This is a genomic window from Gloeothece verrucosa PCC 7822, from assembly GCF_000147335.1.
Lineage (GTDB): Bacteria > Cyanobacteriota > Cyanobacteriia > Cyanobacteriales > Microcystaceae > Gloeothece > Gloeothece verrucosa.
Genome location: NC_014501.1, coordinates 5,413,264 through 5,428,311, shown reverse-complemented (window position 1 = coordinate 5,428,311; position 15,048 = coordinate 5,413,264). Strand labels below are relative to the sequence as shown.

The 15,048-nt window shown below is 41.2% G+C and carries 14 protein-coding genes and 1 pseudogene; 10 read left to right on the top strand and 5 right to left on the bottom strand.

Features of this window, described 5'->3' with window-relative positions:
- Positions 1 to 50 precede the first annotated feature (50 nt).
- From psaB to CYAN7822_RS24325, 7 genes and pseudogenes are all read left to right on the top strand, one after another.
- On the top strand, positions 51 to 2,279 hold the full coding sequence (psaB, locus tag CYAN7822_RS24355) for a photosystem I core protein PsaB (protein WP_013324915.1): 2,229 nt from the start codon (positions 51 to 53) through the stop codon (positions 2,277 to 2,279).
- A gap of 231 nt (positions 2,280 to 2,510) precedes the next feature.
- Positions 2,511 to 3,008 (top strand): 2TM domain-containing protein, encoded by a 498-nt coding sequence (locus CYAN7822_RS24350; RefSeq protein ID WP_013324914.1) that lies wholly within the window; start codon positions 2,511 to 2,513, stop codon positions 3,006 to 3,008.
- Positions 3,009 to 3,128: 120 nt separating this feature from the next.
- Entirely contained in the window at positions 3,129 to 3,776 is a 648-nt protein-coding gene (locus CYAN7822_RS24345) for a DUF6391 domain-containing protein (RefSeq protein ID WP_013324913.1), read from the top strand.
- Positions 3,777 to 3,855: 79 nt separating this feature from the next.
- Positions 3,856 to 4,098, top strand: coding sequence for a photosystem I reaction center subunit IV (locus CYAN7822_RS24340; protein WP_013324912.1), 243 nt, complete (start codon positions 3,856 to 3,858; stop codon positions 4,096 to 4,098).
- Between the two features lie 5 nt (positions 4,099 to 4,103).
- Positions 4,104 to 4,937 carry a DNA-formamidopyrimidine glycosylase gene (locus CYAN7822_RS24335; RefSeq protein WP_013324911.1) on the top strand — a complete coding sequence of 278 codons (834 nt, stop codon included), beginning with the start codon at positions 4,104 to 4,106 and terminating at the stop codon, positions 4,935 to 4,937.
- Positions 4,938 to 4,941: 4 nt separating this feature from the next.
- A pseudogene (locus CYAN7822_RS24330) lies at positions 4,942 to 5,357 on the top strand (element excision factor XisH family protein).
- Positions 5,345 to 5,680, top strand: coding sequence for a XisI protein (locus CYAN7822_RS24325; RefSeq protein WP_013324910.1), 336 nt, complete (start codon positions 5,345 to 5,347; stop codon positions 5,678 to 5,680). The pseudogene CYAN7822_RS24330 and the gene CYAN7822_RS24325 overlap by 13 nt, the downstream one beginning before the upstream one ends.
- A gap of 21 nt (positions 5,681 to 5,701) precedes the next feature.
- On the opposite strand, the gene CYAN7822_RS24320 is transcribed toward CYAN7822_RS24325, so the two are convergent.
- From CYAN7822_RS24320 to CYAN7822_RS24310, 3 genes are all read right to left on the bottom strand, one after another.
- Positions 5,702 to 6,340, bottom strand: coding sequence for a hypothetical protein (locus CYAN7822_RS24320; protein WP_013324909.1), 639 nt, complete (start codon positions 6,338 to 6,340; stop codon positions 5,702 to 5,704).
- Between the two features lie 108 nt (positions 6,341 to 6,448).
- Positions 6,449 to 6,721 (bottom strand): lipopolysaccharide assembly protein LapA domain-containing protein, encoded by a 273-nt coding sequence (locus tag CYAN7822_RS24315; RefSeq protein WP_013324908.1) that lies wholly within the window; start codon positions 6,719 to 6,721, stop codon positions 6,449 to 6,451.
- A gap of 10 nt (positions 6,722 to 6,731) precedes the next feature.
- Positions 6,732 to 8,354: an endo-1,4-beta-xylanase gene (locus CYAN7822_RS24310; protein ID WP_013324907.1), complete on the bottom strand. Its 1,623-nt coding sequence runs from the start codon at positions 8,352 to 8,354 to the stop codon at positions 6,732 to 6,734.
- Between the two features lie 46 nt (positions 8,355 to 8,400).
- Here CYAN7822_RS24310 and CYAN7822_RS24305 point away from each other — a divergent pair, with 46 nt between their 5' ends.
- Positions 8,401 to 10,956 (top strand): O-antigen ligase family protein, encoded by a 2,556-nt coding sequence (locus CYAN7822_RS24305; RefSeq protein ID WP_013324906.1) that lies wholly within the window; start codon positions 8,401 to 8,403, stop codon positions 10,954 to 10,956.
- A gap of 30 nt (positions 10,957 to 10,986) precedes the next feature.
- On the opposite strand, the gene CYAN7822_RS24300 is transcribed toward CYAN7822_RS24305, so the two are convergent.
- A complete protein-coding gene (locus CYAN7822_RS24300; RefSeq protein ID WP_013324905.1) occupies positions 10,987 to 12,489 on the bottom strand; it encodes a sensor histidine kinase in 1,503 nt (500 codons plus the stop codon).
- Between the two features lie 60 nt (positions 12,490 to 12,549).
- Here CYAN7822_RS24300 and CYAN7822_RS24295 point away from each other — a divergent pair, with 60 nt between their 5' ends.
- Together CYAN7822_RS24295 and CYAN7822_RS24290 are read left to right on the top strand one after the other, a co-directional pair.
- Positions 12,550 to 12,873 (top strand): hypothetical protein, encoded by a 324-nt coding sequence (locus tag CYAN7822_RS24295; RefSeq protein WP_041933376.1) that lies wholly within the window; start codon positions 12,550 to 12,552, stop codon positions 12,871 to 12,873.
- Positions 12,874 to 13,138: 265 nt separating this feature from the next.
- Positions 13,139 to 13,663 carry a universal stress protein gene (locus CYAN7822_RS24290; RefSeq protein ID WP_013324904.1) on the top strand — a complete coding sequence of 175 codons (525 nt, stop codon included), beginning with the start codon at positions 13,139 to 13,141 and terminating at the stop codon, positions 13,661 to 13,663.
- A 117-nt stretch (positions 13,664 to 13,780) separates the two neighbouring features.
- Here CYAN7822_RS24290 and CYAN7822_RS24285 read toward each other — a convergent pair whose 3' ends face one another.
- Positions 13,781 to 14,929: an alanine--glyoxylate aminotransferase family protein gene (locus CYAN7822_RS24285; RefSeq protein WP_013324903.1), complete on the bottom strand. Its 1,149-nt coding sequence runs from the start codon at positions 14,927 to 14,929 to the stop codon at positions 13,781 to 13,783.
- Between the last annotated feature and the right edge of the window lie 119 nt (positions 14,930 to 15,048).

The window sequence follows — 15,048 nt, the reverse complement described above, 5'->3', positions numbered from 1 at the left end:
TAATAGTCTATTAGCCTCATTTTTAAGAGAGGAGAATTTCCTAAACAGCTATGGCAACTAAATTTCCCAAATTTAGCCAGGATTTAGCGCAAGACCCGACAACACGTCGGCTCTGGTATGGGATAGCTACAGCCCACGACTTTGAAAGTCATGATGGAATGACAGAAGAAAATCTCTATCAAAAGATTTTCGCCTCCCATTTCGGTCACATCGCCATCATCTTTCTGTGGACATCCGGCACCATATTCCACGTAGCCTGGCAAGGTAACTTCGAGCAGTGGATTAAAGACCCTGTAAACATCCGGCCCATCGCCCACGCAATTTGGGACCCCCAATTCGGACAACCGGCAGTAGATGCCTTTACCCAAGCGGGAGCATCCTATCCAGTAGATATCTCCTACAGTGGGGTGTATCACTGGTTCTACACCATCGGGATGAGAACTAATGGAGACCTTTACACAGGCTCAATATTCTTATTGATTCTGGCCTCTCTGTTCTTATTCGCCGGCTGGCTACACTTACAACCCAAATTCCGCCCCAGTCTAGCTTGGTTCAAAAATGCTGAATCCCGCATGAACCACCACCTAGCCGGGTTATTTGGGGTAAGCTCCTTAGCCTGGACAGGTCACCTAGTACACGTGGCTATTCCTGAATCTCGGGGTCAACACGTCGGTTGGGATAACTTTTTATCCACCGCTCCTCACCCGGAGGGATTGTTGCCCTTCTTCACGGGAAATTGGGGAGTCTATGCCCAAAACCCAGACACAGCAAATCATGTGTTTGGAACCTCAACCGGAGCCGGAACAGCAATCTTAACCTTCTTAGGTGGGTTCCATCCTCAGACAGAATCCCTGTGGTTGACCGATATGGCTCATCACCATTTGGCGATTGCGGTGATCTTCATTATCGCTGGGCATATGTACCGCACCAACTGGGGTATTGGACACAGCATGAAGGAAATCCTCAATGCTCACAATCCTCCAGCCGGAACACCTTTTGGTGGACTGCTCGGTGATGGTCACAAAGGAATCTACGACACCTACAACAACTCGCTGCACTTCCAATTAGGAATACACCTAGCAGCATTAGGCGTTGTGACCTCTCTGGTGGCGCAACATATGTACTCGATGCCGCCTTATGCATTCCTAGCTAAGGATTACACCACTCAAGCCGCCCTGTACACTCACCACCAGTACATCGCCGGATTCTTGATGGTGGGCGCATTTGCTCACGGCGCGATTTTCTGGGTCAGAGATTACGACCCTGAAGCCAACAAAAATAATGTGTTGGCGCGAATGCTAGAGCATAAAGAAGCGATCATCTCTCACTTAAGCTGGGTATCGTTATTCCTCGGTTTCCACACCTTGGGACTCTATGTTCACAATGATGTGGTAGTAGCCTTTGGCACCCCTGAAAAACAAATCCTCATTGAGCCAGTATTTGCTCAGTGGATTCAAGCGGCTCATGGAAAAGCTCTCTATGGCTTTGATGTGTTGCTGTCTAATCCTGATAGTGTTGCCTACACGGCCTATCCTAACTACGGTAACGTTTGGTTACCCGGTTGGTTAGAAGCCATCAACAACAGCACTAACTCCCTGTTTTTAACCATTGGACCGGGTGACTTCCTGGTGCACCATGCGATCGCTCTAGGACTTCACACCACTACCTTAATTCTGGTCAAAGGGGCTTTAGACGCTCGCGGTTCCAAGCTGATGCCCGACAAGAAAGACTTCGGTTATGCCTTCCCTTGTGATGGTCCAGGCCGTGGCGGCACTTGCGACATTTCGGCTTGGGATTCGTTCTACTTAGCTATGTTCTGGATGCTCAATACCCTAGGCTGGTTGACTTTCTACTGGCACTGGAAGCATTTAGGCATCTGGAGTGGTAACGTGGCTCAGTTCAACGAAAACTCCACCTATTTAATGGGTTGGTTCAGAGACTACCTCTGGGCGAACTCGGCTCAATTAATCAACGGTTACAACCCCTACGGCGTGAATAACCTCTCGGTTTGGGCTTGGATGTTCCTGTTTGGACACCTCGTCTGGGCAACCGGTTTCATGTTCCTGATTTCTTGGCGGGGATACTGGCAAGAATTAATTGAAACCCTGGTATGGGCGCATGAGCGCACACCGTTAGCTAACTTGGTACGTTGGAAAGACAAGCCAGTAGCGTTATCCATTGTTCAAGGTCGTTTGGTAGGTTTAGCTCACTTCACTGTGGGTTATATCCTCACTTACGCCGCCTTCCTAATTGCTTCTACTGCTAGTAAGTTCAGTTAAAAGCTACTAACACTTAAATAATTTTAATCCCCTACCTCAGAGTGGGGGATTTTGATTAAGATAAACAGAATTAGCGAACTTTTGCCGATAGCTGTAGAGTTTTACAGTATTTAAAATCAATTGTCACCAACGAAAATTTCTAGGCATAATAAAATCAGGATAGTCTACCTTCTATATAAAAATTCTCGATAACATAGCCGAGTTAACTGGTCAAGAGTAAAAATATTCATTATGTCGGAAGTCGAATTTCAAACGCCTCAATCCTATAGTCCAGAAGATATCCAGCAAATTCTACACCTGGCTTTAGCTCGCCGAAATGATCAGGAAGAATTATCAAGAGAGCAACTCTGGGAAATTGCAGCAGAATTAGAAATTGAGCCGCTATCTTTAGTGGCGGCAGAACAAGAATGGCTCAAGCAAAAAGCCTTGACCAAAAAGCGCTTAGAATTTACGCAATTTCGGCGCTCTCAGTGGAAGCAAAAAGCCGTTAGGTATGTAATTGTTAATAGTTTCCTTCTGTTTCTCAATCTTTTGAGTGCAGGGACATTATCCTGGTCATTATACATTCTTTTATTGTGGGGATTAGGATTATCTTTAGAGGGATTAAAAACATTTCAGACCCAAGGAGAAGCTTATGAGCAAGCATTTCAACGGTGGCAATTTAAAAATGAAATGAAAGAATCAATGGCTAATCTGTGGCAGAGACTCAAAAAAGCATGGCAAAGCTGAAAAAAGTTAACAGTTAACAGTTAACAGTAATCAGTTATAAGCGATGAGTTTTAACGAGTGACTCCTGCCTCTTGCCTTCTGACTCCTGCCTAATAACTAATGACTAATGGCTAACAACTAATGACTACTACTGCTAATTTTAATTTTGATTCTTGGTGGAACTTTGATTGGTTAGCCCCTCATCCTAACCAAGATAGTGAGTTACTTAAACAAATAGGATTTATTCCTGGGTTAAAAGAATTCTTGATGTTGCGTCAAGTTCACGCCTTAGAACACGCGACTGTTTGGGTGTTATGCGAAATGCAGCAGAGAAGACAACAACCGTCAGCACCAATTACTCTGACATTGGATAATGAAACCTTGGGCGGACTCTCTAGCGAACAGGGATTTTATCTCTATGGTCAAATCAATCGTTTAGACTTACAGAGGGCTGTCAGAGAAGCTCTCCAACGCCTTAAACAAGGAGAATGGCAATTAGCCGTTCATCCTCGCTGTGGAACCAATTTATCCGTTGCCATGCTGCTCACCGCCGGCTTAGTAATTAGCGCTCATCTACTATTACCTAGAGGGCCAATCGAACAATTGTTTGGGTTAGGACTAGCCGCTTCTACAGCAGTTCAGTTAGCGCCTGATGTGGGGATGTCAGTACAAAAATACTTGACCACCTCAATTCCTTTTAATTTAAAAGTGGTAGAAATCGTCCAAACTCAAGACAAGCTTAGGCATCCAGCCTATTTTGTTCGGGTTGATTGGCAAGATTTGCAATAAAACTTAAAATTTACAATGAGCAAGAAGTCCCATTGAAATAGTACGCTTTAATCTAAACGTTTTATTTCATATCATACCTATGGCAATCGAACGCGGATCTAAAGTTAAAATCCTTCGTAAAGACTCTTTTTGGTTTAATGACGTTGGCACTGTTGCCAGTGTTGATAAAAGCGGTATCCTCTATCCCTATATCGTTCGTTTTGAGACAGTTAATTACAATGGTTTCAGTGGCAATGCCTCTGGAGTTAACACCAGTAACTTTGCTGAACACGAACTGCAAGAGGTAGCTCCCGCACCTAAGAAAGAGAAAGCTAAAGCCTAACTCAAGTGCCTGAACTGCCAGAAGTAGAAACGGTTTGCCGGGGTCTAAATCAATTGACCCTAGGGCAACCTATAGAGGGTGGGGAAGTGTTACTGTCAAGGACACTTGCTTACCCCTTTTCTATTGCTGAGTTTTGGCAAGGGATAACAGGCACAAGCATAAACCGTTGGCAACGTCGAGGTAAGTATCTTTTAGCCCAATTAGACTCAGGAGGAGGGTTAGGGGTTCATCTACGGATGACTGGGCAGCTATTATGGGTAAAACGAGAGACTCCCTACCCAAAACATACCCGCTTACGTCTATTTGTCGGACAAGACCAAGAGTTACGGTTTGTTGACATTAGGACGTTTGGTAAGATTTGGTATATACCCCCTAACCAAGCACCAGAAACCATTATGACAGGGTTGCAAAAATTAGGGGTTGAACCCTTTAGTAATGAGTTTTCTCGGGAGTATTTACAGCAGAAGTTAAAAAACAGTCGCCGCAGTATTAAAAGTGTTTTGTTAGATCAGGAAGTGGTGGCCGGTATTGGCAATATTTATGCTGATGAGGCGTTGTTTAAGAGTGGAATTAAACCAAATGCGATCGCCTGTTCTCTAACTCCTGAACAGCTAGAAAAATTACGTTTAGCTATTTGTGACGTTTTGCAAACATCTATTGACAAAGGCGGCACAACCTTTAGTGATTTTTTGAGTGTGACAGGAGTTAATGGGAATTATGGGGGAGTGGCCTGGGTTTATGGTCGTGGCGGAAAATCTTGTCGGGTTTGTGGGACGTTGATAGAACGGGTTAAGTTAGGGGGGCGTTCGGCTCATTTTTGTCCTAAGTGTCAATTATAATTAAATTATGGCTAAAGATACTTTTCATGATTTAGTTAGAGCCGGTTTAGAAAAAGAGGGTTGGATTATTACAGATGATCCCTATAAAATTCAGTTTGCTCGGATTAAGTTTCAAGTTGATTTGGCGGCAGAGCGAATAATTGCGGCTGAAAAAGATAATGAGAAAATTGCTGTTGAAATAAAAAGTTTTTTGAATCCATCAACGGTAAGGATTTTTATGGAGCCTTGGGACAGTTTTTAAGTTATCGTCTGGTTTTAAAACGGGTAGAACCAGAAAGGATTTTATATTTAGCAGTTCCCTTAGATACTTATGACGATTTTTTTTCGTCAGAATTTGTTCAATTAAGCATCAATGAATATCAGTTAAATTTAATTATTTATGATTCTGTTAATGGAGGTTTAGTTCAATGGATAAGTTAAGTCTTTATCGGCAATATATTAAGGATTTGTTATCTAAATATAATTCATCGGAGCCGCCCAAAGAAAACTATGAATCCCAATTAATTTTTGATGAAATAAGAGATCATTATCTGTGGTTAGATGTAGGTTGGAATAAAGCCAAAAGAGTTTATTTTACTGTGGTTCATTTTGATATAAAAGACGGCAAAATATGGTTACAAAAAAACGCAACTGATCTTGATCCTGCGGAAGATTTGCTAGAAATGGGGGTAGATCGCCAAGATATTATTTTGGGGCTACAACCTCCCCATAAGCGCCCTTATACTAAATATGGAGTGGCTTAAATATTATATCGACTAATTTAATCAAAAACCTGCAAAACCCTGAGAAGACAGAAATACTTCATTCCAAGAAGGCGATCTATAATCTCGATTTACAGCTTGATCCACATATCCCACCACATTAGGAAGGTCTTGATAATGAATCTCTTTATTTAAAAATGAAACCAGTTTGTTTTGCCAATCTTCAGGATAATTTCTAATAATCGGATGCTTAATCAATAGCGGCTGATATTCTCCCGCATCTGCATCAACAACAACATCAAGACTCAAAACTCCAAGAGGACGAATAAAAATTCCGGTTGCGGCTATTTTAAAATCACCGTTTAAGGCAGTTTGTTTTAAAACCACAACAAAATGACCGCCTTCGGGGATCTTATAAGGAATTAGACTTTTATCTTCTATCAGTTCCACTTCTACATTGTAGCCTTTAGTCAGACCTTCTTCTAAGCTGATATTTTCATATTCTTGCTGAGGATGAGGAACATAAATAACAAACTTATGTAAATGCTCCCAAGGATTATTAACCGCCTCATCTATTTCATCTTGATAAGCATTATACAGCTTTCGCATTTCGCTACCGAGATAACTCTCTTGATTACAAATATTAATCAGAGAGATATTAATCACGCACTGGTCAAATTTAGTAGCTCCTAGAATATTCATCTCACTTTTTTGCGCTGCGGCTGTAAGGAAATCTACCCCCAGTTTAAAAGCTAAAAAAATACCAAACAGCTTGATCGACTACATTTATACAAAAAGTTAAATCGATCACTAAAAATCAAACTCTTCGAGGTCATCATTTCTTGCACTGTAGCGTCTGCGGTTGGACTTACGAGGACGTGCCACCAGTAAAGGTGCGATCGCGCCTGCAATGATTCCCCCTGCCGCACAACCAGACAACAAAACCCCTAGGGGAAATTGAATCGATTCAAACAGCAAAAATTTTAAGGAGACAGGGGTAATATTTTGGATCGAAAAAACCGCCAGAGTCACCATCCAAACAGCAACCAGTAGAGAAGCAATCAAATTAGTTAAGATATTCATGCTCAATCTTTTATAAATAATTCCTGTTTCTTCTTTTTTTCTTGGGGTCTTGTTTAATTCCCCATTGATAGAGTAAATTTCTCAGACGATAAAAAGACTCTTTAGGAGTCATATCCGCATTTAAAAGCCCTCCATGAGGCCAAAAATTGCCCCCGTCAGCCAAATCCCACCAAGAAATTGCCTTAATATAAGGCTTACTATAACAAAGGGTATAAAATTGTTCTAGCCAATCCGCTTGCACTTTTTGACTCCAAGGTTCATGCCATAATCCTATCGTATCCGGAAAAAAAGAATTTTCATCCGGTTCAGTCGAGGAAGATACCCCCAATTCGGTAATATGAATGGGCTTACCCAATTGACTAAACCGATCTAACATTCGATTAATTTCAAACATATCTTGATCGGGATAATATAACTGTAGTCCAATCACTTCAAAGGGAATATTCGCCGCCATCGTCGCTTTGAGATATTCATAAGGACTATGTTGGGGCGGCTTATGATAAGGAATATTTTCCGCCCAGATGTTACAGTTATTAATAATACGGATGACTTGGGGATTGCCTTGATAAGCGGCATCAGAAGCAATACGAGTTAATTCAATAAACTGATCTAAATTATAATTTAATTTATTAGCCCAGGCGATGCCGTGAGGTTCATTGATAATGTCATAATAAGGAATTTTTTGCTTATAATAAGCCACAATCTCTGTTACCCGTTTCGCCGTGAGTTCTTTAATTTCCTCATAGGATTTATTCATCACCCAGTCAGGAATTCCCGCTTCATGAAACCAGACTAAAGGATGACCTTTAGGAGTAATACGAGATCGCATCAGCCAACTAACCTTTTCATCAACCTCAGCAAAGTTTTTTTGATTCGGTTGCGGCTCAAAACCTCGCCAATAAAAGGGAACAGTGGCAAAATTAAATAAAGCTTTAAAATGCTTATCATACTCACTAGAGTCTTGAGAATGACGAAAAAAATTACAGCCAAAAAGAAAATCTAGACGGGTAGCTTGTTGTTTGATTTTGTATTTTGCCTGAGCAAAAACGGCCTTTTCTCCTGCCCAGAGACTCTCAGCAAGGCTTTTATTATATAAACTCAGTTGAAAATCAAAAATATCGGTAGATAAAGCCTTATTAAGATAATCTTTAGCTCGTTCTAGGCGAGTAGAAACAAAATCGGGAAATTGGATGCCTTCTTCAAGCCAAGTAGAAACCGCTAAGGTAACCCGATGTAATCTAGATTGAGCAAAAGCTAGATTAAGATTTAAAGGAAAATCAGCCGCCGAATAACCTCGACCATTATTATCAGCATAGAGCGTAACTTCACCAAATCCTCTGATCGGCATTTTTAAAGCAATCATAAAAGGAAAAGCAGGAACTTGAGCGAAAAACTTTCCCTCTTCAACCCGCCAAGACAATCTCGGAAGCGGCTCATCGTTAAGATTTAAAAAGTAAAGTTGCGAAAGTTTTTTAACATCTAGAGGTTTTCCCTCGGTATCCCAGACACGAATCTCTATTTCTGGTGCAGCAATAGCCATTACTTTTAAGCTTAATCCGGAATGGGGTGCAATGGTTGCCAGGGTTAAACCTTCTAAGAAATGTAAAACTTGCCGCCGATTAATTCTTACCATAGTTATAGAGACCTAAATTTCCTGACAACCCATACTCGATCAACTCATGTATTCTACCTCTAAGTCTGAGCCTAACACTTCTGAGACACGATTGCTGAAGGGGGTAATTTTTGCCCTCTATGTCTTTTTTACCCTCATCCCAGATAGCAATACTCTCATGGTACAGTGGCCTTGGGTGTTTTTCTGGCAAACCGGCTTACTGTGTTTGGTTTTCTGGTTATTAGCCATCCTTTGGAGTCAGCGAAAAATCCAAGCCTTGGGGAATGGGTTAGACTGGGTAGTTGGGTTGACGCTTATCGGGCTAATTATCTCCACTCTGTTTGCTCAATTTCCTAACCAAGCGCGTTGGTATGCTTGGGCGGCTTTATGTATGCTTGCTGCCCTATACTGCTTAAATCATTGGTTATGTACCCCTAAACGTCGTTATCAATTATTGGTTAAGCAAGGGTATCTCAATATAGCCTTTATCATTGTTAGTTTAACGCTCTGGACAACCCAAACCCTATTACCCCAATTAGCCCGTCTTAATACTTTTAAACAATATGGCGTTAATTTATCTTTTGATTTTTCGGTTTTAGAGTTACGCAATTGGGCCCCATTAGGACATCAAAATTATGTGGCGGGATATTTATTATTAGCGATTCCTTTATTAGTGAGTTTGAGTATTTTAGAAACCTCGAAAAAACGTTGGTTGTGGTTCAGTGGGGTAGGATTGGGATTATTGGATCTTTATACCACCAGTTCTAAAGGCGGTTGGTTGGGATTAGCGGCTTTATTTGTGTTTGCTGTAGTAGTATTGTTGTTAAAAAGTAATCTTCCTCGTCTTTGGTTAGGAATAGGAAGTTTTATTGCCTTCATAATTATATTGTTATTAGCCTTAACTAACAATCGTCTTTTGCTTTTAATTAAACAGGTAATAAGCGGTCAAACCGGCGGAGAATTAGCCTATCGTCTCATCAATACTGACCTAGGTTGGCGCATGGGCATTGAGCATCCTTTCTCAGGAATTGGATTAGGAAATGTGCCTTTGTTGTATCAAAAATATCGTCCGATTTGGGCAGGGCGCGAATCAGAATTAGCTTATCAGTTACACAGTACCCCCGTGCAACTCTGGGCAGAATTGGGAATTTGGGGCATTTTCCCCCTCTTAGAAGCCGTGATTCTGTTAACTTATGCTCTGTTTCGTTATGCTACGCCGCTAGAAAAAACCGATCAGATTTTTATTTGGGGTTTGTCTGGTGCCTTATTAGGATATGGAATGATGAGTTTAACCGATTATCAGTTAGATAATATTAGTATTAGTGCAACCCTGGTTATTTATATTGCTTGTCTAGCTTCTATTTACCGCTCCTGTTCCCCTCTACCCGTAGGAGAAAAAGCCGCAATTAAGGACATTTCTCGCTATGGTCTTATGCAGTTTTATGGGATCATCGGAATTGTTTTAGCGGTAATCATTTGGTTAATTCCCATACATCGCGCTTGGCAATTATCTAGTCAAGGATTTATGGCTTTAAGTGAGAAAAAAGTTAATCTATTTGTCAATAGTTTAACCCAAGCCCACCAATTAGCGGCATGGGAACCTTATTACCCTTACCAATTAGGCTGGAATTTAAGTAATTTGGCTTTCCAGACACAAAACCCCCAACAACAACAACAATTGTTGAGTGAAGGAATCGGTTGGTTTGAAAAGGCTAATCAAGTTTCTCCCTATCAAGAGTTTGGTTATAACAACTTGGGGTGGTTAATATTAAATAATTTCCCTGCTCAAGCGACAGAAGCCTTTACTCAAGCGATAAAATTAGTCCCCGCTAAACCCGGATTAATGTATGGATTAGGGTTAAGTTTACTAGCACAAAATAAGACGGATTTAGCTATAGAAGCAATAGCCTTAGAAGGGTTACGCAATCTGTTATTTATCAGTAGTCCCATTTGGCGAGCGGCTCAAACACAACCAATTTATCATCAAGTCATTGAGCGGATGCTCACCCATTATACAGAACTGATTAAACAATATTCAGAATCTCCATTAAAAACTTATTTACATAGTGCCCGAGGGGGGTTATGGTGGTGGCAAGGTAAGTTAAAAGAAGCCCATCAGGATTTAGATACTTATGGAAGTCCTTTAAGTCAAAATTTCCTTAAACTATTAGAAGGAAAATCACCCCAATCAGTTTTATCAGAACTGCCCTCATCTCCTGCCAGTTTAATCCTAAAAGCTTGGATTACTCCTCAACAACCCTTCGCTACCTCTCAGGGCGGGCGTGCTAATCTGATTGAACAAGCTTGGATTGAAGAGAGACAAGAAGAACTCCCATCAGCCCTTAAACAAGAGTTCTTAAATAGTATGGAACAATCCAAGAGTTTTGAGCAATGGTTGAAGCAAAAAGCGCCGGTTTTACAATCTCGTTTTGAACGGTTAGGGTTTGGGGTATTAAGCCGCCATATAGACGGGCCTATCCCTTCAGATTTCTTTCCGGTGGTAGAAAATGTGGCAATAACCACGTGGTTTAGTGAACTTTTACCAACCCCAATCTATTACCCAGAATTAGATTTAGCCTTGCAACCTTTACGGGATAATTTGTTGCAACAAATACAAAAATAAAAATTAATGATGAACTTAGAATAAGTCTTCTTACCGACGATTTCCTCCCAAAGGCAAGAAAACCGTTAACACTTCACCTTGATGGGGACGTTGCCGCACAATTAATTTACCGCCTAATGCCTCAAAAAGATTCTTAGTAATATCTAAATTGAGACTGAGACTTCCGGTATCGGGTTGAAACAGCAATAACTGACCGAGCGCTTTAAAAGGATTATGCTGATAACTAGAATGAGAATTAAATTGTAGTTTAAGCTGATTTCCGGCCAAAGTGACTTCTACCCGAATATATCCGCCAGTAGTCACACTGCGAGTAAATTTTTCCATTAAACCGGTTAACATTTGCTCTAACATAGCCGGATCGCTGACTACTTGGGGTAACTTTTTCGGCAATACCACATCTAAGTCTACATTCCGTCGTTGAGCCTGTTTTTTCCAACGAGGAATACTTTGCTCAAAAACCTGTTCCACCGAAATAGGAACCAGTTGCACCCGTTTATCTTTCTGTGCAGTTGTTCCCCATTCAGTCGCCCGGAAAATTAACTCCATGCGGTTAATTTGTTCTGTACATTCTTGATCAATAACTTCTAGACATTTCGTCATATCAGGGGTTAATTTTGCCCGTTTCATCAGCAACCGGGTCATGGTGCGAATTGTCGTTAAAGGGGTGCGAATTTCATGGGTTAGCGCTTGGAGTAATTCTACATCGGGTGAGCAGTTTTCTACATTCTTCTGTTCGTCACAAGCATATTGAGCGGCAACTGAAATGACTGATAATTGATGATCATCTGGGGTAGTGCTTGGAGTTTCAATACAACGAACTCTACGAGATTCTGGTGTGGGTTCCGGTAAATTTTTCAATAATTGGCGGCTAAATTCCATCACCACTTTATAGTCGGGTGTTGGGGGGGAAAATTGCTCAGTTAATATATCTAATTGAGATAATTGAGGATGGTTAACCAGATCTAAACGTGACCTTAAAGCCATCCAGCTTTGTTGTATCGCTTCTGGATCAAAAGAAAAATCAAAAGAGGGAAGTCCTCGTTCATCTTCTCCCAATACCATCAATAACCCAAAATGAGGGGTTAACACTAAACAAAACTGTTCCCCGGCTAAGGGATCTTGAAGAAATAGAGGTAATTTTGTAGCGGTATGATGGGGTAATACGGTAAACTCACCCTCGCTTGCAGGTTGACTCGGCATTAAAGCCCGATATTTTAAAATTTCGGCAGTAAATACCCCACTGTAAAAACAGGATAATAACCGAGAATGACTTAAAACAGGAGTCGGACTTGATAGGATCAGTCCTTCGTAAGTCGGGTTATGGGTAGTACATGGGTTAATCTTAGATAACAGTAATGTTTCTAAGGTAGCGATGGCGCTAAACCATTCTCCTTGTGCTTTGATCAGGGCGCGGCTAATCTGTTCGTAGGACGGTGTTAACTCGCGCTGAGGGTCATAAATAGTGTTCTCGGGGGTTTCCCGGCAATGAAAGATCTCGCTTAATTTTTGTATTACCCTGTTTTGCACGGCCATTGATTTGTCCTTATTTACCTAACTCCTGTCTACTGCTATTGATCCTATCTGGATTGATCTATGTTCTACAGCAGTATAACCGAACCGGGTCATTCGCAATGTCCGTTCTGCACACCAAGACCGCTTAGGTGTTGGGCAAAAAAATCTTGGGCCTTATATAGTAGATCATTTAGTGAATTTAATGAAAGCCGCAAAACATCAAGAACCCGAGATGATCCCAGAAAAATTTTATTTAAAAAAATAGAAGCATTTATATCTCAAGACCTAGTTTCAGTTTATTTTTTTGAAGATGGCACAGCTAAAAATGTTCTAGATGAAAACGGATATATAAATTGGGTAACTTGTGGCAAAGTGTCTGATGATCTGTCTCAAAATTTTGTCTAAATTATTGATGATTTATGCTTAAAATGCCCTCAACTTTAAGCATCATCGAACACCATCCCGTTTGATTCCCCTACAGTAGCTCAGGCTGACTCTATTTTAAGAAGGAAGGGATCAATTAGCCGCCCCGAATTTTCCGTAATTTACGGCGGATTAGGGGAGATCAAAACCTAAAAATAACTATATTAATTTTTCTGTCAAAATTCCCTCAAAAAACTTAAAACGTGACAAGCTAAAAATAGGAGCCTCAAAAATCAAGGGAGGAACTATGAATACATCGGTTAATACTGATATAACAGCATCTCCGCAACCTTCAAAAAGCGGCTATAAGAAAATCCTTGTTGCAGTTGATTATTTAGACTCTACTCCCGATATATTTAATCAAGCGCTTAATTTAGCAGAACTCAATCGTGCTGAACTAATGATCTTTCACTCTGTTCAATCAGAAATTTCCAATAGACCAGAAATCGGATTATACCCAGGTATGGCGGTTTACGGTGGTTTTTATAGTATGGTGGAGTATGAAGAAAAACTGATTCAAGAAGCGACTGAAGAACTCTTAGCTTGGCTAAATTCCTTTGTTCGACTAGCACATGAACGGGGCATTAATGCTCAGTCTGATTATATCATTGGCGAAGCGGGTAAAAACATAACTGATATGGCTCAAAGTTGGGGAGCAGATTTGATTGTGCTTGGACGTAGGGGGCGGCGTGGTCTTTCAGAGTTGTTATTAGGGAGTGTGAGTAATTATGTGATTCATCATGCTTCTTGTTCGGTTTTAGTGGTTCAATAATGTCGGCATCCTTTAAGAAGATAAATACAGAAGAATAGGGATGAGTTATCGTTTAAGTTGGGTTAAAGGAAGAAAACCCAACCTATAGATGTTTATTAATTGTTTAGTCTTTGGGTTTTATTTTCCTAAAACTTGAGAAAGCGCTTGTAATAATAACAGCACATTTTCCGGACGACTGTTATACCCCATTAACCCAATACGCCAAACTTTACCCGCTAATTCTCCTAAACCTAAGCCCACTTCTAGGTTATACTCTTTCATCAGTTTTTGGGCAACCGCTTTGGCATCCACCCCTTCAGGAACTCGAACAGTGGTTAAAGTCGGGAGTCGGTATTCTTGGGCCACATGGCAAACTAAACCAATTTCTTCTAACCCTTTCCACAATAACTGAGCATTTTCTAAATGTCGCTGCCATCTAGCCGCTAACCCTTCCTCGGCCACCACGCGCAGGGCTTCCCGTAGGGCATAATACATATTAATCGGTGCAGTATGATGATAAACCCGTTGCTCACCCCAATATTTCGTTAATAGAGACATATCTAAATACCAGTTAGTTACCGGCGTTTTGCGGCTTTGCAACTTTTCTAGTGCTTTTGGACTCATGGTAAAAGGAGAAGCTCCCGGCGGACATCCTAACCCTTTTTGAGAGCAACTGTAAGCTAAGTCAACGCCCCAGTGATCTAAAAATATCGGCACGCCGCCTAAACTGGTTACAGTATCAATCAACAATAAACAATTATATTCACGACATAACTGTCCGACTTCTTCTAAAGGTTGACGAACGCCGGTTGAGGTTTCAGCATGAACTAAGGCCAGAATTGCCGGACGATGAGTTTCTAACCCTTCTCGCAACTCTTCTAAACTAAAGGCCTCACCCCAAGGTTTCATCAACTTGCGGACATCTCCCCCATAACGAGTGGCCATATCCACCAGACGATGACCAAAATAACCCATAACCCCCACTAAAACCACATCCCCAGGTTCAACCACATTAGCTAGGGTAGCTTCCATAGCCGCGCTTCCGGTACCACTAACCGCCAGAGTTAAGGGGTTATCGGTTTGCCAAGCATAACGTAATAATACTTGTATCTCATCCATCACTTGTAGGAAATAGGGGTCTAAATGTCCTACTGGCGGGAGACTCAAGGACGTTAACACTCGGGGATGGACATTGGATGGACCAGGACCTAACAGGAGGCGAGGAGGAACATCAAGTTGAGGCGGAATTATTCTATTTTGCTCTTGAATAGAAGGTAATGCAGTCATATAAACTTACCAGTCTCGAGTAAAAAGCTAAAACAAAAGCTTCGTTTTTAATGCTTTAAATTATACTCCTGTAGGGTCATCGGCATCTCTACAGCAGTGGAGACGATATTTGCCGGCAA

Bases quoted from the DNA above. Each gene is read 5' to 3' on its own strand.
- psaB (WP_013324915.1), top strand. From the start codon at position 51: ATGGCAACTAAATTTCCCAAATTTAGCCAGGATTTAGCGCAAGACCCG.
- CYAN7822_RS24350 (WP_013324914.1), top strand. From the start codon at position 2,511: ATGTCGGAAGTCGAATTTCAAACGCCTCAATCCTATAGTCCAGAAGAT.
- CYAN7822_RS24345 (WP_013324913.1), top strand. From the start codon at position 3,129: ATGACTACTACTGCTAATTTTAATTTTGATTCTTGGTGGAACTTTGAT.
- CYAN7822_RS24340 (WP_013324912.1), top strand. From the start codon at position 3,856: ATGGCAATCGAACGCGGATCTAAAGTTAAAATCCTTCGTAAAGACTCT.
- CYAN7822_RS24325 (WP_013324910.1), top strand. From the start codon at position 5,345: ATGGATAAGTTAAGTCTTTATCGGCAATATATTAAGGATTTGTTATCT.
- CYAN7822_RS24320 (WP_013324909.1), bottom strand. From the start codon at position 6,340: ATGAATATTCTAGGAGCTACTAAATTTGACCAGTGCGTGATTAATATC.
- CYAN7822_RS24315 (WP_013324908.1), bottom strand. From the start codon at position 6,721: ATGAATATCTTAACTAATTTGATTGCTTCTCTACTGGTTGCTGTTTGG.
- CYAN7822_RS24310 (WP_013324907.1), bottom strand. From the start codon at position 8,354: ATGGTAAGAATTAATCGGCGGCAAGTTTTACATTTCTTAGAAGGTTTA.
- CYAN7822_RS24305 (WP_013324906.1), top strand. From the start codon at position 8,401: ATGTATTCTACCTCTAAGTCTGAGCCTAACACTTCTGAGACACGATTG.
- CYAN7822_RS24300 (WP_013324905.1), bottom strand. From the start codon at position 12,489: ATGGCCGTGCAAAACAGGGTAATACAAAAATTAAGCGAGATCTTTCAT.
- CYAN7822_RS24295 (WP_041933376.1), top strand. From the start codon at position 12,550: ATGTTCTACAGCAGTATAACCGAACCGGGTCATTCGCAATGTCCGTTC.
- CYAN7822_RS24290 (WP_013324904.1), top strand. From the start codon at position 13,139: ATGAATACATCGGTTAATACTGATATAACAGCATCTCCGCAACCTTCA.
- CYAN7822_RS24285 (WP_013324903.1), bottom strand. From the start codon at position 14,929: ATGACTGCATTACCTTCTATTCAAGAGCAAAATAGAATAATTCCGCCT.